19 protein-coding genes are annotated in these 21,321 nt (G+C 67.2%); 5 read left to right on the top strand and 14 right to left on the bottom strand.

All coding sequences use genetic code 11. From position 1 onward, the window contains the following. Positions 1-7 precede the first annotated feature (7 nt). On the top strand, positions 8-2,002 hold the full coding sequence (locus tag GFS60_RS26165; protein WP_159925719.1) for an SDR family oxidoreductase: 1,995 nt from the start codon (positions 8-10) through the stop codon (positions 2,000-2,002). Between the two features lie 10 nt (positions 2,003-2,012). On the opposite strand, the gene GFS60_RS26160 is transcribed toward GFS60_RS26165, so the two are convergent. From GFS60_RS26160 to GFS60_RS26125, 8 genes are all read right to left on the bottom strand, one after another. Continuing rightward, positions 2,013-2,891 carry a sucrase ferredoxin gene (locus GFS60_RS26160; RefSeq protein WP_159925717.1) on the bottom strand — a complete coding sequence of 293 codons (879 nt, stop codon included), beginning with the start codon at positions 2,889-2,891 and terminating at the stop codon, positions 2,013-2,015. Between the two features lie 29 nt (positions 2,892-2,920). After that, positions 2,921-3,499 carry a YdeI/OmpD-associated family protein gene (locus tag GFS60_RS26155; protein WP_159925715.1) on the bottom strand — a complete coding sequence of 193 codons (579 nt, stop codon included), beginning with the start codon at positions 3,497-3,499 and terminating at the stop codon, positions 2,921-2,923. 10 nt (positions 3,500-3,509) lie between these two features. Continuing rightward, positions 3,510-4,013 (bottom strand): hypothetical protein, encoded by a 504-nt coding sequence (locus GFS60_RS26150; protein WP_159925713.1) that lies wholly within the window; start codon positions 4,011-4,013, stop codon positions 3,510-3,512. Positions 4,014-4,068: 55 nt separating this feature from the next. Beyond that, entirely contained in the window at positions 4,069-5,043 is a 975-nt protein-coding gene (locus tag GFS60_RS26145; RefSeq protein WP_109331467.1) for a R2-like ligand-binding oxidase, read from the bottom strand. 144 nt (positions 5,044-5,187) lie between these two features. Beyond that, positions 5,188-5,964 carry an alpha/beta fold hydrolase gene (locus GFS60_RS26140; RefSeq protein ID WP_159925711.1) on the bottom strand — a complete coding sequence of 259 codons (777 nt, stop codon included), beginning with the start codon at positions 5,962-5,964 and terminating at the stop codon, positions 5,188-5,190. An 82-nt stretch (positions 5,965-6,046) separates the two neighbouring features. Beyond that, the gene (locus GFS60_RS26135; RefSeq protein ID WP_159925709.1) at positions 6,047-6,643 is read right to left on the bottom strand and encodes a dihydrofolate reductase family protein; all 597 of its coding nucleotides are present in this window, start codon (positions 6,641-6,643) and stop codon (positions 6,047-6,049) included. Then, complete coding sequence (locus GFS60_RS26130) at positions 6,636-8,189, bottom strand: DNA polymerase Y family protein (protein ID WP_159925707.1); 1,554 nt, start codon at positions 8,187-8,189, stop codon at positions 6,636-6,638. The genes GFS60_RS26135 and GFS60_RS26130 overlap by 8 nt, the downstream gene beginning before the upstream one ends. Then, positions 8,186-9,022 carry a hypothetical protein gene (locus tag GFS60_RS26125; protein WP_201453452.1) on the bottom strand — a complete coding sequence of 279 codons (837 nt, stop codon included), beginning with the start codon at positions 9,020-9,022 and terminating at the stop codon, positions 8,186-8,188. The genes GFS60_RS26130 and GFS60_RS26125 overlap by 4 nt, the downstream gene beginning before the upstream one ends. 199 nt (positions 9,023-9,221) lie before the next feature. Here GFS60_RS26125 and GFS60_RS26120 point away from each other — a divergent pair, with 199 nt between their 5' ends. Next, positions 9,222-10,433, top strand: a complete 1,212-nt coding sequence (locus GFS60_RS26120) for a serine/threonine-protein kinase (protein WP_109331477.1) — start codon at positions 9,222-9,224, stop codon at positions 10,431-10,433. Between the two features lie 13 nt (positions 10,434-10,446). Here the strand turns inward: GFS60_RS26120 and GFS60_RS26115 are convergent, their stop codons facing one another. Together GFS60_RS26115 and GFS60_RS26110 are read right to left on the bottom strand one after the other, a co-directional pair. Further along, positions 10,447-11,106 (bottom strand): response regulator, encoded by a 660-nt coding sequence (locus tag GFS60_RS26115; RefSeq protein ID WP_109331479.1) that lies wholly within the window; start codon positions 11,104-11,106, stop codon positions 10,447-10,449. After that, positions 11,103-12,458: a sensor histidine kinase gene (locus GFS60_RS26110; protein ID WP_442972206.1), complete on the bottom strand. Its 1,356-nt coding sequence runs from the start codon at positions 12,456-12,458 to the stop codon at positions 11,103-11,105. The genes GFS60_RS26115 and GFS60_RS26110 overlap by 4 nt, the downstream gene beginning before the upstream one ends. A gap of 149 nt (positions 12,459-12,607) precedes the next feature. Between GFS60_RS26110 and GFS60_RS26105 the strand changes: the two genes are divergently transcribed. After that, positions 12,608-14,065 carry a PspC domain-containing protein gene (locus tag GFS60_RS26105; protein WP_236603293.1) on the top strand — a complete coding sequence of 486 codons (1,458 nt, stop codon included), beginning with the start codon at positions 12,608-12,610 and terminating at the stop codon, positions 14,063-14,065. Continuing rightward, positions 14,043-14,282 (top strand): hypothetical protein, encoded by a 240-nt coding sequence (locus GFS60_RS26100; RefSeq protein WP_159925701.1) that lies wholly within the window; start codon positions 14,043-14,045, stop codon positions 14,280-14,282. The genes GFS60_RS26105 and GFS60_RS26100 overlap by 23 nt, the downstream gene beginning before the upstream one ends. A 63-nt stretch (positions 14,283-14,345) precedes the next feature. Here GFS60_RS26100 and guaA read toward each other — a convergent pair whose 3' ends face one another. The 4 genes from guaA to guaB form a co-directional block, all read right to left on the bottom strand. Further along, on the bottom strand, positions 14,346-15,917 hold the full coding sequence (gene guaA / locus GFS60_RS26095) for a glutamine-hydrolyzing GMP synthase (RefSeq protein WP_159925699.1): 1,572 nt from the start codon (positions 15,915-15,917) through the stop codon (positions 14,346-14,348). A gap of 67 nt (positions 15,918-15,984) precedes the next feature. After that, positions 15,985-17,763, bottom strand: a complete 1,779-nt coding sequence (locus tag GFS60_RS26090) for a GMC family oxidoreductase N-terminal domain-containing protein (RefSeq protein WP_159925697.1) — start codon at positions 17,761-17,763, stop codon at positions 15,985-15,987. Positions 17,764-17,967: 204 nt separating this feature from the next. Continuing rightward, complete coding sequence (locus GFS60_RS26085; protein ID WP_159925695.1) at positions 17,968-19,107, bottom strand: GuaB3 family IMP dehydrogenase-related protein; 1,140 nt, start codon at positions 19,105-19,107, stop codon at positions 17,968-17,970. A 26-nt stretch (positions 19,108-19,133) separates the two neighbouring features. Further along, positions 19,134-20,657 (bottom strand): IMP dehydrogenase, encoded by a 1,524-nt coding sequence (gene guaB / locus GFS60_RS26080; protein WP_109331493.1) that lies wholly within the window; start codon positions 20,655-20,657, stop codon positions 19,134-19,136. 219 nt (positions 20,658-20,876) lie between these two features. Here guaB and GFS60_RS26075 point away from each other — a divergent pair, with 219 nt between their 5' ends. Beyond that, positions 20,877-21,281 carry a DUF5319 domain-containing protein gene (locus GFS60_RS26075; RefSeq protein ID WP_005239778.1) on the top strand — a complete coding sequence of 135 codons (405 nt, stop codon included), beginning with the start codon at positions 20,877-20,879 and terminating at the stop codon, positions 21,279-21,281. The last annotated feature ends 40 nt before the right edge of the window (positions 21,282-21,321 follow it).

Below are 21,321 nucleotides of genomic sequence, written 5' to 3'. Positions count from 1 at the left end.
TCGGGGAATGGCCACCTACCTCGTCACGGGCGGAACCGGATTTCTGGGTCGACACGTCCTGCCTCTGATCCTCGACCGCGATGACACAGCAGAGATACACGTCCTCGTCCGCCCCTCCTCGCTCACCAAACTCGACGCCCTCACCGAAAGCATGCTCGGCGGCGATCGTGTGCATCCGCTGATCGGCGACCTGACCGAGCCCGGCCTCGGCCTCGCCGCGGTGCCGGCGGCCCAGCACGTTTTGCACCTCGGCGCGATCTACGACCTCACCGTCGGCGACGAGCAGGCGTCGACCAATGTCGACGGCACGCGCGCGGTGGCCGCCCTCGCGACAGAGCTGGGCGCAACCCTTCATCACGTGTCGTCGATTGCCGTCGCGGGCGATTACGCGGGCAGCTTCGCCGAGTCGGATTTCGACCGGGGACAGCGTTTTCCGACGCCCTACCACCGCACCAAGTTCGAGGCGGAGAAGATCGTTCGCGACAGCGAGGGACTGCGCTGGCGGATCTACCGCCCGGCCGTGGTGGTCGGCAGTTCGGTCACCGGTGAGATGGACAAGATCGACGGACCATACTACCTGTTCCCCGCCATCTCGACTCTCGCCAAGCTCCCGGCCGCACTCCCGGTGGCCGTCCCCGACATCGGATCGACCAACGTAGTTCCCGTGGATTATGTGGCGGCGGCAATCGTGGAGCTGATGTCGACACCGGACCGCGACGGTCAGGTGTTCCACTTGGTCAATCCGCGCCCGCAGCCGGTCCGCGAAATCTACGCGGGGCTCGCCAAGGCCGCCGGTGCCCCGCGCCCGGCGGCGAGCCTGCCCGGCGGGCTGGTCCGCCCCTTTCTGGCACCCACCCCGGACTCGACTCTCGACACGGGCCGCAAGTTGTTCCTCGACGGGCTCGGCATCCCGCCCGTGCTCGTGGCGAACCTGACGCTGCCTACCGTCTTCGTCAACGAAGAAACGCGAAAGGCTCTGCAGGGTACGGGAATCGAGGTTCCGCCCTTCGCCTCCTACACGAAGGCGCTGTGGACCTACTGGCAGAACCATCTCGATCCCCATCGGGCCCGCCGCTCCCACCCCGGCGGACCGCTCGTGGGACGGCACGTCGTCATCACCGGGGCCTCCTCCGGGATCGGTCGCAGCGCGGCGATCGCCGTGGCCCGCAAGGGCGCGAAAGTTCTTCTCCTCGCGAGACGTACCGAGGAACTCGAGGCCGTGGTCGCGGAGATCCGCGCGGCGGGCGGTGCGGCGTTCGGATATCCGTGCGACATCACCGACGAGACGTCGGTCGAACGCACGGTCGCCGCGATCCTCACCGAGCACGGTCACGTGGACATGCTGGTCAACAATGCCGGCCGGTCGATCCGGCGGGGCCTCTACCGCTCGACCGAGCGGTTCCACGACTTCGAACGCACGATGGCCGTCAACTACTTCGGTGCCGTTCGACTCGTCCTCGCGTTCCTTCCGCAGATGCGTGAACGCCGGTTCGGGCACATCGTCAACATCAGCAGCGCCGGGGTCCAGGGGGCAACACCGCGATTCGCCGCCTACGTCGCCAGCAAGGCGGCGCTCGACGGGTTCACCGATGTCGCGGCCGCTGAAACACTGTCGGACGGCATCACGTACACCACCATCCACATGCCACTCGTCGAGACGCCGATGATCGCACCGACCGGCAACTACAACGTCGGACCCATCACCTCACCGGAGAAGGCGGCGGCCATGGTGGTCCGGGCCCTGGTCGAGCGGCCGAAGCGCATCGATGTCCCCAGCGGCACTCTCGGCGAACTCGGCAGTATGTTCGCGCCTGCCGTCAAAGACAGGGTGATGCATCAGATGTATCGCATGTTCCCCGACTCGCCGGCGGCCAAGGGACAGAGCGTCACCGAGAGGACACCCGGACCTCCACGAACCGACGGGGTACGCGCGCACAGGTCGACACCGTGGGGACGCGCCGCCCGCAAGGTCGGAAGGCTGGTACCCGGCGCCCATTGGTGAGCGCACTCGGTCAGGCCAGCGGGCGTACCCCGGTGGCGACGACGGGACGAACCGGTTTCGGTGCGGCTCCGCAACTCGGCGGCCTGGGCGCGAGTTCCCGCTCCTCGACATCGACGGACCACCGGCGTCCGTCGATGTGGGTGACCACCGACGCCCCGTCCACCACCAGCTCGTTCGGGCCCGCGGTCACCAGCTCCCGGACCGCGAGTTCGGCAACCTGGCCCCGCTCGTCCCAGCAGCTTCGTCCCCGCAGTCCCTGCGCGTACACCTCGTCCCGGGCGGCGGCGCGCACCGCCTCGACGCTCTGTTCCGCAGAGAGCCGGCCGTACGTATATCCGGTGGGCAGCAGAATCATCGACGGCGCGAACCGGTGTCCTCCCATGTGCGAGCATTCCCACACGGTGGCGCCGAACTCTGTGGACAGCCGGGCGGCGATCGGCCGCCCCAGGACGGCACAGCACTGATCCCGTTTACCGTGCGCGCACACCAGCACCACCGGCTCCGCGACCGGCTCCCCCCACCGCGGAGCCGGACCAGCGACCGCACCGAGGTCGAGGTCGAGGAGGTCGGCTGGACTGCCGATGTCCAGGCGTTCACACCAGGCCGACGCGGGGTGCGAGTGTGCAAGGAGAACTGTGCGCCTCGCCGGATCGGTCGTGCTTCGTCCCGGCCGACGGATGAACATGAACCGTACTCCGGCCGCCTTCGCACGGGCGTCGAGTTCCCCGGCGAGTTCGCTGCCCAGCGCGGTGCCGTCCACCACGTCCCGGCCCCACGCACCCGGGTGTTCGAGACACACCCAGCCCGTGACGTGCGCAGCCGTTCCCGGCAGGGGTTCGTCGACGGCGGACAGCGCGGAGCAGGCGGTAGTGGTGATCGTGTCGTTCACGAGGCCATTGTGTCAGGCCGATTTTTCGCTCAGTCGTGGAACTTGCGCCGTTCCGACAACTGCTGAACGAACTTCTCGATGCGCCGGGCACGCGTCTCCGGACGTTTCGCGTCCTGCAACCGGTAAATGACCGCGTAGCGGTTGTGGCTGTTCAGCGTCGCAAAGAACGCCTCGGCCTCCGGATTCTGCGCGAGGGCGGCAAGGAAGTCCTCCGGGATTTCAGCCGCCTTCTGTCCGGCATAGGCACGGTCCCACCGCCCGTCGGCTCTGGCCTTCTCCACTTCCGCCGCACCGGCAGCCTCGAGGGCCCCGGCGGCTTCCAGTTTCTCGGCATATTCGCGGTTGCGTTTCGACCACGGACTGCGCGCCGATCGTGGGGTGAACCGTTGGACATAGAAATCTTCGTCGACCCGGCGGACTTGGCTGTCGATCCAGCCGTAACACAACGCCACCTCGAGTGCCTGGTCGTAGGTGATCGACGAGTGGGCCGATCCCTTCTTCGCCATCTTCAGCCAGATTCCGGGTGAGGTGGCGTGATGAACCGCGAGCCACTGGCGGAATTCGATCTGCCCGGCGAAGTACTCGACCGGCAACTCTGCTGCACCCATGCGCCGGAATCTATCGGCCCCGTGCCCACACCCGCACGAAACCCTGCGACAGATACACAAGCGAGCCGAGGGCCAGCACCCACTTGGTGATGCTGACCGCGGAGGTGGCGCGGACGGTGGCATCGGTGATGTGCTCCCGATGTGTCAGCAAATGCAGGCCGACGACATTTTCGACGTAGTCACCGGCCGCGGCTACGACCGGCGCAGCCGCCAGCATCTTGCGCGTGGTGGGCGACAACGGCGTCAACTCCGCCAGCCGTCGCGCACCCGTACGCAGAGCGACGGCGTAGATGGCGGGATGGATGAAGTCGGGGTAGTAATGACTCCGATATCGCGCGGTCTCGGTGGCGTCCATGCCGTCGAGGATCGCGGTGTAGTCCCGGGCGGATCGCGCCGTCTGAATCTCGGCCACCCGGGGGGCAGCAGGACCGAGCAATCGGGCGATATTCGCCTGTGAGATCACGAACGCGGCAGACCAGCCGAGGAGTTTGCGGTCGAGCGAGGTGAGCGCCATGGCCAGATCCTGCCATGGATGCCCGACGGTTGATCGTCGCTTCGTCCGAGTCCGCTCAGCCTGCTGCCTCGGTCAGCGCCTTGGCGTCCTCCTCGCCGAACCGCTCCTCGAGCACCTCCGGGGAGTAGTCGAGGTCGATTTCCTCGACCGGCCGGCCGCGTGCCGACTCGATCGCCGAGAGGCGACGCTGCGCACGGTCCGCGGCGTAGGCCAGGAACTCGTCGTTGTCGAGCCCGAACGGCTGAACCTCGAATTGTGCGTTGACCCAATCGATCATGCCCAGTGCCATCGGCATCAGCTCCGCCATCCGCTCCTGCACCACATTCCAGTTGTTGTCGTCGGCCGCGACATGCCGTCGGCAGGTGAAGGTTCCCCAGGCCATGTGACGACGTTCGTCGTCGCCGATCCGCTTGACGAGATCCTGCATGCCGGGAAGTATCCCGCGGGTCGCGCACACCTTCTGCCACGCGTAGTACCCAGTCAGCGCAAGACTGCCCTCAATGACGTGGTTATAGGTGACGCTGGCGCGAATCTGGTTGGCGGGGCTCGGATCCGTCTCGAGAACGCCCAGAGATCCGGGAAGCTCCTCGTAGAACAATTGGCGGTAGTACGGATTGTCGGCGACGAACGGATGCAAGTCCTGCGTGAGCCCGACCGCGTCCATCCACAACCGGAACACCTGCGTGTGCTTGGCCTCTTCGAAACAGAACTGAGTCAGGTACATCTCGTCACCGAACCGGCCCTCTGCGGCCATCGCCTTCATGAAGGGCTGAATGTCCTCGGTGACCGCCTCCTCACCGGCGATGAACTGCGCGCACAGGTACGTCGCGCTCCGCTGCTGCTCGCTGTTCAACTCCTCCCAGTCCTGCGCATCCCGGCTGAAATCGAGCTCGACGGGATTCCAGAACTTGGCATTCCCCTTGGTGAACAGTCGCAACGGAAAAGCGTCCCAGTTCAGGCCGCCGGAGCGGAGCGAACTGAACCCCTCCCTGCCGGGTGCGTACGGTCGTCCGGGTGTGATCGTCGACATCTCGTGCCTTCTTCCCGATGTACAAATACCTGTGCAGCCGGGTCCGAGCCCCCGCTTCTACTCCACGCTAGTCCTGCCCAGGCCGCTGCGGGTTTACATTTGCGGACTTTTGTCTGAATCCGGCCGACGGTGAACAGCGCACGCTCAGTTCGGCTCGGACTCCATCAGGAACGGCATCGCCGCCGCCTCGAACTCGTCGTACCGATCACGGTGAATGCTGTGTCCCCCGGGGAAAACCACCACCCGGCACCTCGGTATCGCGGCGACTGCGGATTCGAGTCGACGGGCATCCACCATCCCGCCGGGACCGCCGCGCAGGATCAGTGTGTCCGCCTCGATCCGTGGCAGCTGGTCCCACCACAACGGGTCCGGTCGGCGGAACTGCTCGAGCGCCGAGCGTGTCATCGACCGGTCGAAGGCGAACACGGCCCGCGGGTGCCGGATCAGGCTCGTCGTCGCATGCCACAGCTCCGGCAGGGACGGCAGCCTGTTCGAGAAGACCTGCTCCGGGTCACCGGGCCGCAGCGGAAGTGGGGCCTCCTCGATGACCAACCGCCGCACCAGCTCGGGGCGGGTCTGGGCGGCGAGTGAGGCGGCATGACCGCCGAGCGAATGACCGACGAGATCGACCTGCGACAGGCCCAGGTTGTCGCACACTTCCACCACATCGGAACCGAACTCTTCGAATAGGTACGACGCAGCGCGGGCACTGCGACCGTGTCCGCGTAGGTCGAGCACGACGACCCGGCGCCCGCGGGAGACCAGCGCCCGCATGAACCGATCCCACGTTCCGCCGTCACCGCCCATTCCGTGCACGAGAACCACGGGCACGAGATCAGCGGCCGGGCCACTGCGCACTCCGCTGTCGCGGTACGCGAGGGCGACACCGGTGCGGGTCGCGGTCGTCCTGCTCGTCTCCACGAGGAGTAAGCCTAAGCGGACGGTCGCGCCGGCCCGCCCTGACCTCCCGAGCCGTACGGGCGGTCCGTTCACAAGTTGGGTTTCACGGTGTGGCAGGGACGACCCGATAGCGCAGCGTCACGATCCCCGACTCGTAACCCTTCGCCTCGAGGAGCGTGAGGGCGTGCATCCCGGTGTCCTCGTCGAGGAGACGCTGCCCGCGCCCCAGCAGCACCGGCACCACGCGCAACTGAATCTCGTCGACCAGATCTGCCGCGAGTAGCGACTTGGCCAGGGTGATACTCCCCCACACGACCACATCACCACCGGGCTCCCGCAACAACTGCCGCACCCGCTCGATCACGTTCCCGTCGTACACCTGCGCCGGTTCCCACGATCCCCACGGCGCCCTGCCGAGGGTGGACGAGAACACGAGCTTGGGAAGCGTGTTCACCACCTCGGCCACCACCTCGCCTTCCGCGGTGGGCCAGTACTCGACGAACATCTGATAGGTGTTGCGGCCCAACAGAACCAGATCCACGTCGGCGAAAAGATCTATGTTGTCCCGATCGACCTCACCGAAATCGGACACCGCCTCGAAGAAGTCGAGCTCGCCCGACGGCCCGGCGACGAACCCGTCGAGAGTGGTCAGTTCCTGCACGATCACCCGGCGAGTTGCGGGCGTAGACACCTCACTCATAGATTCCCTCCACCGTCCACCGATCCGCCGTGCAGATCACCAGCAGCGCCCGCGACTCCTCGAGCAGCACCTGCGCCCTGGCCGCCGTCCGGGCGGCCGGCGGATCCCACCACCGCTCGTCCACCGGCCACGGTCCCGCCCATCCGCACACCGTCCACTCTTTACTCCCCCAGCGCAACCGGGCGGGAGGCGCACTGAACACACCGCGTTCCGTGACCGTCACGGCAGCACCCCGTGCGTCCACGATGCCGACCTCGGGATGTGCCGTCAACACAGCGGAAGGTGCCGGTTCGGGGAGCGTTCCCGGCCACGGCTCCGACGGATCGGAACGAGGAATCAGCTCATCCCCCAACGGCAGCAGGGTGATGCGCTCCGCCGGACCCCGCCCACCACTGAGAACACCCACCTGCACGGCCTCCCCGCCGAGAAGTCCCTGCACCCGCACCAAGGCTCGCCGGGCCCTCTCGTCCTGATCTCCGACTCCACCCCACAGCCCCAACTGCAGGGCGCCGGAAGCCACCACCTCCACCGGCTCGAGCCGCAGGACCGCGATACCCGCGGTGGGACGCTTCTCGCTGCGCCCGGTCAACCACCCGTCCAACTGCCACCGCACCCGGTCCGCCGTCGCCTCCGGCGTCAACGGCTCCGCGCATCGCCACGTCCGGGACAACTGCTCCCCGTTGCCGGTGATTGCCGACACCGACAGCCGAGTACAGGCCACCCCCGCGTCGGACAGCGTGCGGTGCAGTTTCTCCGCCAACGCCCTGCCTGCGAACGCTGCGGCGTCGACCCGTTCGATCACGGGGTCGCAGTGTTCTTCCACCTCCAGGTCGGGAGGTAGCGATCGCGCCGACGGGGGACGCTCCGGCTCACCCCGCGCCGCACGATGGGCAAGCACCGCGTCGGTTCCGAAGCGGGACGCCACATCACCTGCCGGCAGCGCCGCGAAGGCGCCGATGGTGCGCAGTCCCAGCCGGTGCAGCAGATCGACCAGTTCACCACGGTGAGCTGCCGCGAGACTGGGTTCGGCAGCCAGTTCCCTCATCGGCAGCGGTGCCAGGAACTCCGCTCCCCGGCCGGGAGGCACGAGCACCCCTCTGCGAGCGGCGATCACGGCCGTGGACAGTTGATCGGCAATGCCCACCTGACACTCGACCCCCACAGCCGACACCTGGTCCACCAACCGCTCCGCAGCGGCTTCCTCGGAGCCGAAGTATCTGCTGACGCCCCGCGCCGACAACACCACGAGCCCGGGACGCAGCACCTCGACTCCGGGAGCCACGGCGTCGATGGTCGCGGCAACCGGCTCGAACAACCGCGCGTCCCGCTCGGCATCCGCTGTCACCACGTGCAACCGGGGGCACCGGGCCTGGGACTCGCGGCGACGCAGTCCCCGGTGCACCCCATCAGCCCGGGCCGTCGCCGAACAGGCCACCACACGATTACCCGACGTCACCGCCACCGGATGAGTGGGCGGGAGGTCCACGGCTGCAGCAGCTGCGACCGCAGGCCAGTCGGGACACCACAACGCCACTACGCGACTCACAGCCCCACCACTTCCGCCGCTTCCGGAAAGCCTGCCTCCGGGAGAGCGATGTCCGGCGTGCTCACCCACTCCACTCGACCCTGCGCCGAACGCACGTCCAGCCGGGTGGTGCGCGGCTGAAACGACCGCCCCCGGGCGCACACCGCCAGGCTGAGGGAACGTAGCCGGCCGCACCCCCGTTCCTGAGATCCCTTGCCCAGTCCCGCATATCCGCGGACCCGGGCATCCAGTCGCATCTCAGCACCGTCCCAGTGTCCGTCGGTGACCACCAGGGTTGAACCCTTGCTCCGCGCGCGGGCCACCACCGCGCGGGCACGGGACGGCGCCACCGAGGCTCCACCCAGGCCGAGTACCACCAGATCCATACCGTCCAGCAGCACCGCGGCGATCTCCACCGGATCAGCTCCGGGGTCGGGAATCAGAGCGAGGCGTTCGAGCTGCGCCCCCATCTCGACAGCGGCGAGCAACCCGAGCTGGGGATGCCCGATCACAGCGACATGTCCCCCGTCTGCGGTGACCGACGCGACCAGCCCCAGCAGAAGCGAGGTGGCACCGGAAACCGATACCACGGAACCCCGCACCAGCCCGCCTCTCGGAAGAAGGTCGGCCAGCGCAGCCGGAACCGGGAGCACCCCGGCCGTGTCCGAATCGGGGGCCGAAGACTTGCCCGGTGTGGGCAGCGCTCCCTCCATCGGAGCGCGATTCGCCACCGCTTCCCCGCGAGCGGGGACCGCCGCCATCCTTCGCCGGAGGAAGTCCAGACGCTCCTGACGGGAGAGCCCCGACAACTCCGGCGGCGCAGCAGACTCCGGAACTGCGGCCACATCAGCCAACTCGACACCCCTGTCACTCGGCACCAACAGCGGTCGGCAACCACGGGGAAGACGCGGCTCGAACAGACGCTACGTTCGAACGTATTTTCGAACTCGTTTCCAGTAAAGCCGGTCGGTGAGTGCCCGTCAAGTGGACCACGTATTCGCAGGTCAGGAGCGTCACACCGCCCGTGTCCGCATCATCCTCTAACCTGAACGCGTGACTGAGCAGGCGCAGAGCGAAAGGGGCATCGGACCCGAATACCTGGTGGCGGGAAGGTACCGTCTGAGGTCCAAATTGGGCGGCGGCGGCATGGGTGCCGTGTGGCTGGCGAGAGACACACTGCTGCACCGGGACGTAGCCGTCAAACAGGTCACCACGACGGCCGGACTCGACCCCGACGAGGCCCGCCGCGTCCGTGAACGCACTCTCCGGGAAGGGCGCAACGCCGCCAAACTCACCCACCGCCATTCCATTGCGATGTATGACGTGGCGCTCGAAGCCGGGGAGCCCTGGCTGGTCATGGAATACCTACCGTCCCGCAGCCTCGCCCAGGCGATGAACATCGCCGACACGCTGCCGCCCCTCGAGGTGGCTCAGATCGGTGCGCAGGTGGCGGACGCCCTGGTGGCCGCGCACGCGGCGGGCATCGTGCACCGGGACATCAAACCGGGCAACATCCTCGTCGCCGACCGGGGCCGGGAACTCGGCACCGTCAAGATCAGCGACTTCGGCATCGCCCGCGCCAAGGGCGACGCCGCCGAATCCACGAACGGCGTCATCACCGGAACCCCCGCGTACTTCTCCCCCGAGGTTGCCCGCGGCCAGGATCCCACCGAGGCCAGCGATGTCTTCTCCCTCGGATCCACTCTGTACACCGTGGTCGAGGGGCAGCCGCCGTTCGGCATCGATTCCGACTCCATCGCACTCCTGCATCGGGTCGCGAAGGCCGAAATCTACCGCCCGGCCAAGGCCGGGCCGCTCACCGAAACGCTGTTGCACCTACTCGAACCCGACCCGGCGCGACGTCCCACGATGGCCGAGGCCCGCGACGCGCTGGCCCGGGTGGCCATGGGCGGGGACGGTGATGTCGCCCACCTCGTCGGCTCACCCGTCTATTCCGCCGACGGCACGATTCCCTCCTGGGCCCACCGTTCCACTCCGTTGCCCCCTCCGCACCGACGGAGCAAGATCGGCTCCACTCAGGCCGGCCTCCCCGCGGTGCCCCAGAGCACGCCCTTGAAGAACGTTCCCCGCCCGCTGGGCAAACTGCAGTGGCCGCCGCGGCCCACTCCGCCCGCCCCCGGTGCACCCGAACCCACCGTCCGCGATCAGGTGGTGGCGTGGGCACCGATCGCCATGGGCGTGATGGTCGCCATCTTGATACTGGCCGTGCTCGTCGCCGTGGTCGTCCTGCTGGCCCAGCCCTGAGCGGACCGACGTATCAGTCGATCCGACGACGGTGCGCCCACCGGGTCAGCGCATTGCGGTTCGACTGCTGCGTCTTGCGCAGCACGTTGGACGCATGGGTCTCCACCGTCTTCACCGAGATGACCAGTTCCTCGGCGATCTCACGGTACGTGTACCCCCGCGCGAGCAGCCGCAGAACTTCCATCTCACGCGGGGTGAGCGAATCGAGTTCCGGATCCAGCTGCGGTTCAGGAGCATTGGAGCGGCCGGTGAAGGAGTCCAGCACGAATCCGGCCAGCCTCGGGCTGAACACGGCGTCACCCCCGGCTACCCGGCGCACTCCGTCGGCCAGCTCCCCACCCGAGATCGTCTTGGTTACATAACCGCGCGCACCCGCCCGGATCACGGCGATCACATCCTCGGCGGCGTCGGACACGCTCAACGCCAGACACACCGGCCCCTCCTCGATGCCGCGCAATACGGCGACACCACCACCGTCGGGCATGTGAACGTCGAGGAGGACGACGTGCGGGGCGGTGGCGTTGATACCCGACACCGCCTCTGCCACACCGCCGGCCTCCCCCACGACCTCCATGTCTGCTTCCCGTCCGAGTTCGGCACGCACACCGGACCGGAAGACGGCGTGATCATCTACGAGAAAGACGCGATACGGCGGTGTTTCAGGCAAGCTCACTGTGGCTGTTCCTCGGCGTGGACGGTAGTGTCGCCCCACTCTAGGCCAGCGTCGTCCGTAATCTCGGTAGCTTCCGCCCCGGCCTTGGCATGGCCGTTTCGCGGCATGGAGATCCGGACCTCGGTGCCCTTGCCGGGCGCCGACCGCACGTCCACGTGTCCACCACGGCGATCGATCCGCCCGCGGATCGACTTCGCCAGTCCCTGCCGATCCGGCGGCACCTCGTCGATGTCGAAGCCGACACCACGGTCCCGGACGAACACACTGACCTGTTCGCGCTCCGCCTCGGCGAAGAGGTTGATGTCGGTCTCACCGGAATGCTTGGCCGCGTTGACGAGTGCCTCCCGCGTCGCACCGAGCAAGGCTGTGAAGCTTTCCTTCGACAGCCCCTCTCCCGTCCCCTCGACGTCGAGGGAGACGTCGCCCACCGTCACCGGCCGCACCGTCACACCGTGCTGGTCCTCGACCTCACCGGCGATGATGCGCAGCGCCTCCGCGAGACTCGACTGGTCGGCGTCGCCGCCGCCGAACAACCACTTGCGCAGTTCGCGTTCCTGTCCGCGCGCGAGCCGGGCCACCTCCTGTGGGTGATCTGCCTGCTTCTGGATCAGCGCCAGCGTCTGCAGGACCGAGTCGTGCAGATGGGAGGCGATCTCCTCACGCTCCTCGTTGCGAATTCTCGCTGCCCGTTCCGCTCCGAGGGCACGCCACAGCCGCAACCACAGGGGCACGGTCAGTAGGCCGGCGCCGACAAGGGTCACCACGACCGCCAGCAACGACGACCGCAGGGCCTCCAGATCGACCTGAGCGAGGATCACCACGCCCAGCCCGGAGACGATCAGCGTCACGCCACCGAGAACCCGCGCCCAGGTGAGAACGGTGGGCCGCTGCGGCAGCCCGATCACGGTGCGCGGGCCCTCCGAATCGAATTCCCGCCACACCAACGCCGCACCCACCGCCACCACGATGATCGGCGCAATCACCGATCCAGCACGGCCACTGAACAACCACGACAATGCGGAGGCACCAGCGAGACCGATGGCGATCAGGCCGATGGCCCTGCGTCGTTCGGACGCGCTGGGCTTCTCCGTGTCGGCACCCGCCGACGTGAAGATCCACAGGAGGCCGTACGCGACGATGCCGGCACCGGCCAGCGCCGCCAGAGCGGCGAACACGACGCGCACCTTCAGGACGTCGACACCCAGCTGATCGGCGATACCGCCCGCGACACCACCGACGACACGACCCGCGGCCCGGCGTTCGAGCCGCGGCATCGGCACATCGCCCGGCGCCACCGGTGGCATCAGCGGGCCACCACCGGTCTGCGCTGCAGAAGGCACGGCGTTCGACACAGATTGCACATACTCGATACTGGCACGATCACCCCGCCCGGGCATCAGGGTCCAACCCTGACTTCGCGGACCCGCACGGCCTCTTCCGAGTGGAAAGATCAGGGTAGTTCCCGATGTACGCGCGGGGCGTCGGCCGCAACGATGGTCGTATGAGCAATGGGAGTTTCCAAGAGCAGATGCACGATCTGTGGCGGACCCGGCCGGTGCGGTTGCCCGGGCGAGGTCACGTCGCCGGTGTCTGTGCGGGAATCGGATACCGCTACGGCGTCGATCCCGTACTGATACGAGTCGCTTTCGTGGTGTCGACCATCTTCGGCGGCGCCGGTGTACTCCTCTATCTGGTGTGCTGGCTCGGCCTCACCAAATCCGGTGACCCGGCCTCGCCGGCGGAGTCCCTCGTCGGCCGCGGCCACAGCTCGGATTCGGGCACCAAGACCGTCGTCCTCCTCGTCGCTCTCGCCATCGCCGCCAGCACGGTCGGGCCGTTCGGTGTCGGACTCGGCGGATCGGGTCTGATCAGCATGGCGTTGATGCTCGGCGGACTGTGGTTGTTGTATCAACGGCAACCGGTGCCGCCGCCCCTCCCGCCCGGGGTCGCACCGACCGGAGTCGGAACGGGCTATCCGGGCACGAGTTACGCCCCCGGACCGTTCGGCGGCAACCCGTTCGGCGCCGACCCGTATGGCGCCGGTTCCTACGGCGGCAGCGCGTACGGCGCCGGCCCGCACCCCACCTACAGTCCGTACACCAAGCTTCCCGATTCCTACACGCCGAGCCCCGCGGCCACTCCCACCGCGGACAGCACGGATCGAACGAACACACCGCCCCTCACCGAACCCCCAGCGAGCGAGCAGAAGACGGTGTCGTTCGAGAAGTCTCCGGAGCCGACCCCCAGCAGCTTCGCGCCTCCGGCACCGTTCGCACCACTCGAACCACGTCCACCGGCCTGGGATCCGCTGGGAGTGGCCCCCTTCGCCTGGGACCTTCCCGAGCCGGCCGGAACTCCCACACCCGCCGCGGCACCCGGACGTAAGCACTCGCGCCTGACCACCATGGTCATCGGACTCGCCATCCTCGCTGCCGCAGCCGCGACGGCACTGTCGGTCGCCACCGGATCGGAATGGCTGAACCCGGGCCGTATCGGTGCCGTCGCACTCGCCGTGATCGGCGCAGGCCTCGTAGTCGGAAGTGTTGTCCGCAAGGGCTACGGATTGCTCGTCGTCGCCGGACCACTGGTGGGATTCGTCGTTCTGGCCTCGCTCGTCGGCTCACTGAACTTCGACGGACGCAGCATGGGCGAACAGAGATGGGAGCCCATGTCGGCGGCCGACCTCGATTCCGAATACTCGGGCGGTTTCGGCAGCTTCACCCTCGACCTCCGCAGGGTCGAGCTCACCGAGGACAAGACGGTCACCGTGAACGGAAACGGTGAGGTGATCGTGCTCCTGCCACCGAACATGAACGTCCGCAACGACTGCTCGGTTCAGTTCGGTGACAGCCAATGCCTGCCCGACGGTCTCGACGGCGGAGCGGACGGACCGGAAGGACACATTTTGAATCTCGACGTGAACGCACAATTCGGAAATGTGGAGGTGCGTCGTGGATGACATCGACGACACTCAGGACACCGGCACCACCTCACGGAAACGGCCGTCCCCGCTCCTGTTCCTCGCAGGTCTGGCAGCACTGCTCGTGAGCGGCTGGGCCCTCGTCGGTCCCTTTTCCCTCGAACCCCTCGCGAATGTCGAATTCCGCTGGCTGTTCGTCCTCGTCGCCGTGGTCGTCGGTGCAGTTCTCGTCTTCGCACCGAATAGAAAGAGATAGCCCGGGCAACACGGAAGCGCGGTGGGCGGGTCCTCGGACTCGCCCACCGCGCTTTTCAGTGCGTCACTCCCACTCGATGGTTCCCGGCGGCTTGCTGGTGATGTCGAGCACCACCCGGTTGACGTCGTGCACCTCATTGGTGATGCGGGTGGAGATGCGCTCGAGCACCTCGTACGGCACTCGCGTCCAGTCCGCCGTCATCGCGTCTTCACTCGACACGGGCCGCAACACGATCGGGTGACCGTACGTCCGCCCGTCACCCTGCACCCCTACGCTGCGGACGTCGGCCAACAGCACCACCGGGCACTGCCAGATCAACTTGTCCAGCCCGGCGACCGTCAACTCTTCGCGCGCAATGGAATCGGCGTGCCGCAGGATGTCGAGGCGCTCTTCGGTGACCTCGCCGATGATGCGGATACCGAGTCCCGGACCCGGGAACGGCTGGCGTCCCACGATCTCCTCGGGCAGGCCGAGTTCGCGGCCGACGGCACGCACCTCGTCCTTGAACAGCAACCGGAGCGGTTCGACGAGCGTGAACTGCAGATCTTCCGGCAACCCGCCCACATTGTGGTGACTCTTGATATTGGCGGTTCCGGTGCCGCCGCCCGACTCGACCACATCCGGGTAGAGCGTGCCCTGCACCAGGAAGTCGACGGTGTCACCGTGCGCAGCGTTTTCACCCAGCACGTCGCTGACTGCGCCCTCGAAGCTGCGAATGAACTCGCGGCCGATGATCTTGCGCTTGGTTTCGGGATCCGACACCCCGGCCAGGGCGCCGAGGAAGGTGTCCGCGGCATCGACGGTGATCAGTTTCGCACCTGTCGCAGCCACGAAGTCCTGTTCGACCTGCACTCGTTCGCCGGCACGCATCAAACCGTGATCGACGAACACACAGGTCAGTCGGTCGCCGATCGCGCGCTGCACGAGGGCCGCCGCGACCGCGGAATCGACGCCACCGGACAACCCACAGATCGCCTTGCCGTCTCCTACCTGCTCGCGCACCTGCTCGATCAGGGCGTCGGCAATGTTCGCGGCCGTCCACGCCGGCGGAATGTTCGCGATCTCGTGCAGGAAGCGGCTGAGTACCTGCTGGCCGTGCGGCGAGTGCAGAACCTCGGGGTGGTACTGCACTCCCGCGAGTTTGCGGGCCCGGTCCTCGAACGCGGCCACGGGGGCGCCCTCACTGGTCGCGGTCACCTCGAAGCCTTCCGGCGCTTCGGTGACCGCATCCCCGTGGCTCATCCACACCGGCTGGTTCTTGGGGAGGCCGTCGTGCAGCAGCCCGCCCTGCACCGTCAAGTCGGTGCGGCCGTACTCGCGTGTGCCCGTATGCGCCACCGTGCCGCCGAGAGCGCCGGCCATGGCCTGAAATCCGTAGCAGATTCCGAACACCGGGACGTCCAGATCGAACAACGCCGGGTCCAGCTGCGGCGCACCCTCGGCATACACGCTCGACGGCCCACCCGAGAGCACCACGGCGAGAGGTTTCTTCGCCTCGATCTCCGCGACGGTCGCGGTGTGCGGGACCACCTCGGAGTAGACCTTCGCCTCACGCACCCGCCGGGCGATCAGCTGCGCGTACTGCGCGCCGAAGTCGACGACGAGGACGGGTCTCTGTTGCTCGATATCTGTCACCGGGTCAGTCTAATCGGCGCAGCTCTGTGGTCTGCGCGACCCCATGTCCGTGCACGACCGCCGCTCTTCAGGCGACACCGTGACTCTGGGCGACACCCTGGTTCTGGGTGACACCCTGTTCCTTCGCGGCCGCCGTCGAGGAACCGTTGCGGATTTCGACGATCGGCAGCACCAGCGCTGCGGGCGCGTCGGCGGGAACCACCGGCGCGGTCGGCGGCACCGGGTTCAGGCGGCGGTATCCCTCACCCTGGGCGGGGCGTAAGTCCTTCTCACCCTTGTTCGGCCACAGCGACGCTGCCCGTTCTGCCTGCGCCGAGATCGTCAGCGACGGGTTCACCCCCAGGTTCGCCGACACCGCGGCACCGTCGACCACGCTGAGCGTCGGGTATCCCCACACGCGGTGGTAGGGGTCGATGACACCGTGCTCGGGGTCCGAGGCGATCGTGCAGCCACCGAGGAAGTGCGCCGTGAGCGGAATGTTGAACACATCACCCCACGTGCCTCCCGCGCGGCCGTCGATTTTCTCCGCGATGCGCCTCGTGGCCTCGTTGCCCGCAGGAATCCAGGTGGGGTTCGGCTCACCGTGACCCTGTTTGCTCGTGAACTTGCGCCGGCCGAACAGGCCCTTCTTGGTGTACGTCGTGATGGAGTTGTCGAGATTCTGCATCACCAGCGCAATGATGGTCCGCTCACTCCACCGGTACGGGGTGAGCACCTTCAGCGCCTTCGGATCCTTCGCGAGTTCGCGGAGGAACGTCATCCACCGTCGGCCGCCGCCGTCGGTCAGGAGCGTCTGCAGCAGCGCCATCGAGTTCGAACCCTTGCCGTAGCGCACGGGCTCGACGTGGGTGTCCGAGGTGGGATGGAACGACGACGTGATGGCGACGCCCTTGGTCAGCTCCAGCGCGGGATCGACCTTGTTCTTGGCCGCGCCGAGAATCGACTCGGAGTTGGTGCGGGTCAGCACACCGAGCTGATCGGAGATCTTCGGGAGCGCGCCCGTCTCCTTCTGGTCGAACAGCAGGTGCTGCGTGCCCCACGTTCCGGCGGCCAGCACGACCTGGGCAGCCGTGTACGTCTTGCGCTTGCGGTTCTTGACCGGGCCGGTCCGCCGGGTGAAAACGTCCCAGGTGCCGTCCGAAAGCTCCCGCAGACCGGTGACCGTCGTCATCGGGATGATGTCGGCGCCCGCCTTCTCGGCGAGACCGAGGTAGTTCTTCAGCAGGGTGTTCTTGGCACCGTGCCGGCAGCCGGTCATACATTCGCCGCATTCGATGCACCCGGTGCGGTCGGGACCCACTCCCCCGAAGTACGGGTCGGGAACCGTCTTGCCCGGCTCACCGAAGAACACGCCGACCGGGGTCTGGATGAACGTGTCACCCGCCCCCATGTCCTCTGCCACCGACTTGATGATCTCGTCGGCCGGCGTCATGTGCGGGTTCTGAACCACGCCGAGCATCTTCCGGGCCTGGTCGTAGTAGGGGCTGAGCTCGTCGTACCAGTCGGTGATGTGCGCCCACTGCCGGTCCTGGAAGAAGGAGGCGGGCGGCTTGTAGAGCGTGTTGGCGTAATTGAGCGATCCGCCGCCCACTCCGGCGCCCGCGAGGATCAGGCAGTCGCGCAGGAGGTGAACCCGCTGGATGCCGAAAAGTCCCAGCGCAGGTGCCCAGAGGAACTTCTTCAGGTCCCAGCTGGTCTTGGCGAAGTCGGCATCGGCGTAACGCCGGCCGGCTTCGAGGATGCCGACCTTATACCCCTTCTCCACCAGCCGGAGCGCGGTGACGCTGCCACCGAATCCGGACCCGACGATGAGAACGTCATAGTCCGTCGCGCGTTGCTTCTTCATCCTCGACCTCCACCGAACCTGGGTTATTACTCGCCAGTATGCACCCCAGCGCTGTGACAGCTGCCACAAGGGTTACCTTAACTGTAACGATTGGTATCAGGAACGGCTGCGCACCAGCACAAGATAATCGCCCAATGCCGCACCGGTGCTGTCGAACTACACCGAGGGCATTGGGCGATGAGAGAAAGTGGAGCGGACGAGGCTCTACGCGCGGACCGTCAAGCCCACCTTCTGGAATTCCTTGAGGTCCGAGTAACCGGACTTCGCCATGGATCTGCGCAGGCCGCCGACGAAGTTCAGAGAACCGTACGGATCGTTCGAAGGGCCCGCGAGGACCTGGTCGAGCGACGGTCGTTCGCCGAAGGACACCGGCAGCATCGTGCCACGGGGAACCGACGGATGGGCTGCCGCCGACGGCCAGTACCAGCCGCCGCCGGGCGCCTCGGCCGCGACCGCGAGCGGCGCACCCAGCACCGCTGCGTCCGCACCACAGGCGATCGCCTTGGCGAGGTCGCCCGAAGACGCGATGTCCCCGTCCGCGATGACATGGACGTACCGCCCACCGGTCTCGTCGAGGTAGTCACGTCGAGCGGCCGCTGCGTCGGCAATGGCGGTGGCCATGGGAAGACCGATGCCGAGCACTTCACCGGTGGTGGTAGCCCCCTCCGTGGAGCCGTACCCGACGATGACACCTGCCGCTCCCGTGCGCATCAGGTGGAGCGCGGTGCGGTGATCGCTCACCCCGCCGGCCACGACGGGAACGTCCAGCTCGGAGATGAACGTCTTGAGGTTGAGCGGCTCACTGTCGCCGTGGGCGACATGCTCGGCGGAGATGATCGTGCCGTGGACGACGAGGAGGTCGATGCCGGCCTCGATCAGATGCGGAGTCAGCGCCCGCGCATTCTGGGGGCTCACCCGCACAGCGGTGGTGACCCCGGAGTCACGGACCTGCGCCACCGCGGCAGCGAGCAGGTTCGGCTGCAGCGGCGCAGCATGCAGTTCCTGCAGCTTCCGGATGGGAGCTTCGACGTCGACGTCCGATTCCGCTAGGGCGACGAGCTCGGCGAGTTTCGCCTCGACATCGGCGTGGCGGCCCCACAGTCCTTCACCGTTGATGACACCGAGACCACCACGCTTGCCCAACTCGATCGCGAACGCCGGCGACACCAGCGCGTCGGTGGGATGCGCGAGCACGGGAATGTCGAAGCGGTAGGCATCGAGCTGCCAGGACGTGGACACCTCCTTGGAGGAGCGCGTCCGCCGGGAGGGGACGATGTCGATGTCGTCCAGCTCATAGGTTCGTCGGGCTGTTCGGCCCATGCCGATCTCAACGAGGTCGCGCACGCGCGCCCCTTTCTCGTGACTGGTTGCTAGCGAGCGGTGTAGTTGGGAGCTTCCACCGTCATGGTGATGTCATGCGGGTGGCTTTCCTTCAGACCCGCAGCGGTGATCTGCACGAACTGGGCGTTCTGCAGCTCCTCGATGGTCGACGCTCCCGTGTAGCCCATGGCTGCCCGCAGACCGCCGGTGAGCTGATGCGTGACCTGAGACAGGGGGCCGCGGAACGCGACCCGGCCCTCGATGCCCTCGGGCACCAACTTGTCCTCGGACAGCACGTCGTCCTGGAAGTAGCGGTCCTTCGAGTACGACTTGGCCGCGCCGCGACTCTGCATGGCGCCGAGGGAACCCATCCCCCGGTAGCTCTTGAACTGCTTGCCGTTGACGAGGATCAGCTCGCCCGGCGACTCCGCGGTGCCGGCGAGCAGCGACCCGAGCATCGCCGTCGACGCGCCCGCGGCGAGCGCCTTCGCGATGTCGCCGGAGAACTGCAGTCCGCCGTCTGCGATGACCGGCACACCGTGCGGTTTCGCGGCGGCGACGGCCTCGAGGATCGCAGTGATCTGCGGGGCGCCGACGCCGGCGATCACACGGGTGGTGCAGATGGAACCGGGGCCCACACCGACCTTGACGGCGTCGACTCCTGCCTCGATGAGTGCCGCCGCACCGCTACGGGTGGCGACGTTGCCTCCGATGATCTGGACCCGCTCGTCCACTTCGGCTTTGAGCTTCGAGATCATGTCCAGCACGCCGGCGGAGTGCCCGTGCGCACTGTCGACGACCAGAACGTCGACGCCGGCGTCGGTGAGCGCCATCGCCCGACTCCACGCCTCGTCACCGACACCCACCGCCGCACCGACCAGCAGGCGCCCGTCCCGGTCCTTGGTGGCATCGGGATGCTGTTCCGTCTTCACGAAGTCCTTGACCGTGATGAGGCCGGTGAGCTTGCCCTGACCATCCACGATCGGGAGCTTCTCGATCTTGTGGCGACGGAGCAGACCCAACGCCACCTCCGCGGTCACACCCTCCTGGGCGGTGATCAACGGCGACTTGGTCATGACTTCCGACACGGCGCGGTTCTGGTCGACTTCGAAGCGCATGTCACGATTCGTGATGATGCCGACGAGCTGACCGGCGTCATCCGTTACCGGGAGTCCGGAGATGCGGAAGCGCGCGCACTTGGCGTCGACCTCGGCGAGGGTGTCGGACGGCTTGCACGTGACCGGGTCGGTGACCATGCCCGCCTCGGACCTTTTCACCGTCTCGACCTGCCCGGCCTGAGCGTCGATGGACAGGTTCCTGTGCAGAACACCCATACCGCCTGCGCGGGCCATGGCGATGGCCATGCGCGCTTCGGTGACAGTGTCCATCGCGGAACTGACGAGGGGAACCCGCAGTCTGATGTCGCGAGTCAGCTGGCTGGACGTATCGACCTGGCCAGGGATGACGTTCGACGCCGCCGGTAAGAGCAGGACGTCGTCGTACGTGAGACCCAGCATTGCGACCTTGTTCGGGTCGTCACCGCCGGTGTGTACATGCCCTGCTGAACTGGTCATGCGGTTCGGGCCCTCCATGGAACTCGGATGCAGCGCCGGTAGCGCCGTCGTGGAAATTTCGGGAATGCGGATACAGACAGAAAGGACGGAGCAACGATCGATATTCCCAGCTCCTCAGACCATGGTATCGGCTCCCCGGGATCCTCATGCGAGCCCACCCACGCTGGGCCTACGCCGAACGGCTGGCGCAGACCGGCCTGACCTGCGTACCGTGGTGCTGTGCGCGATCAACTGCCTCCCGGTCTGCCCCCGGACCCCTTTGCCGGCGACCCCGCCGACCCGTCCGCAGCTCTCGATGCGATCGAACCGGGCCAGCCACTCGACCCCCACGAGCGACTCGCTGTGGAGGAAGACCTGGCCGACCTCGCCGTATACGAGGCTTTGCTGGCCCATCGCGGGATTCGTGGCCTCGTCGTGTGCTGTGAAGACTGTCAGCAGGATCACTATCACGACTGGGACATGCTCCGGGCCAACCTCCTCCAGCTCCTGGTGGACGGAACCGTCCGGCCACACGAGCCTGCCTACGACCCGACACCTGAGGCGTACGTCACCTGGGACTACTGCCGCGGCTACGCCGACGCCTCGATGAACGACGCTCTGCACGGTGACGGCTTCGACGCCTGACCCGAATCACCCGTAGACGCAGCTGTGGCCCGACACGCGA

Origin of the sequence: Rhodococcus sp. WAY2, from assembly GCF_009859915.1 — a bacterium.
Classification (GTDB): Bacteria; Actinomycetota; Actinomycetes; order Mycobacteriales; family Mycobacteriaceae; genus Rhodococcus_F; species Rhodococcus_F oxybenzonivorans.
Note: the sequence above shows the minus strand (reverse complement) of the source record. Positions and strands in the feature narration are given on the sequence as shown.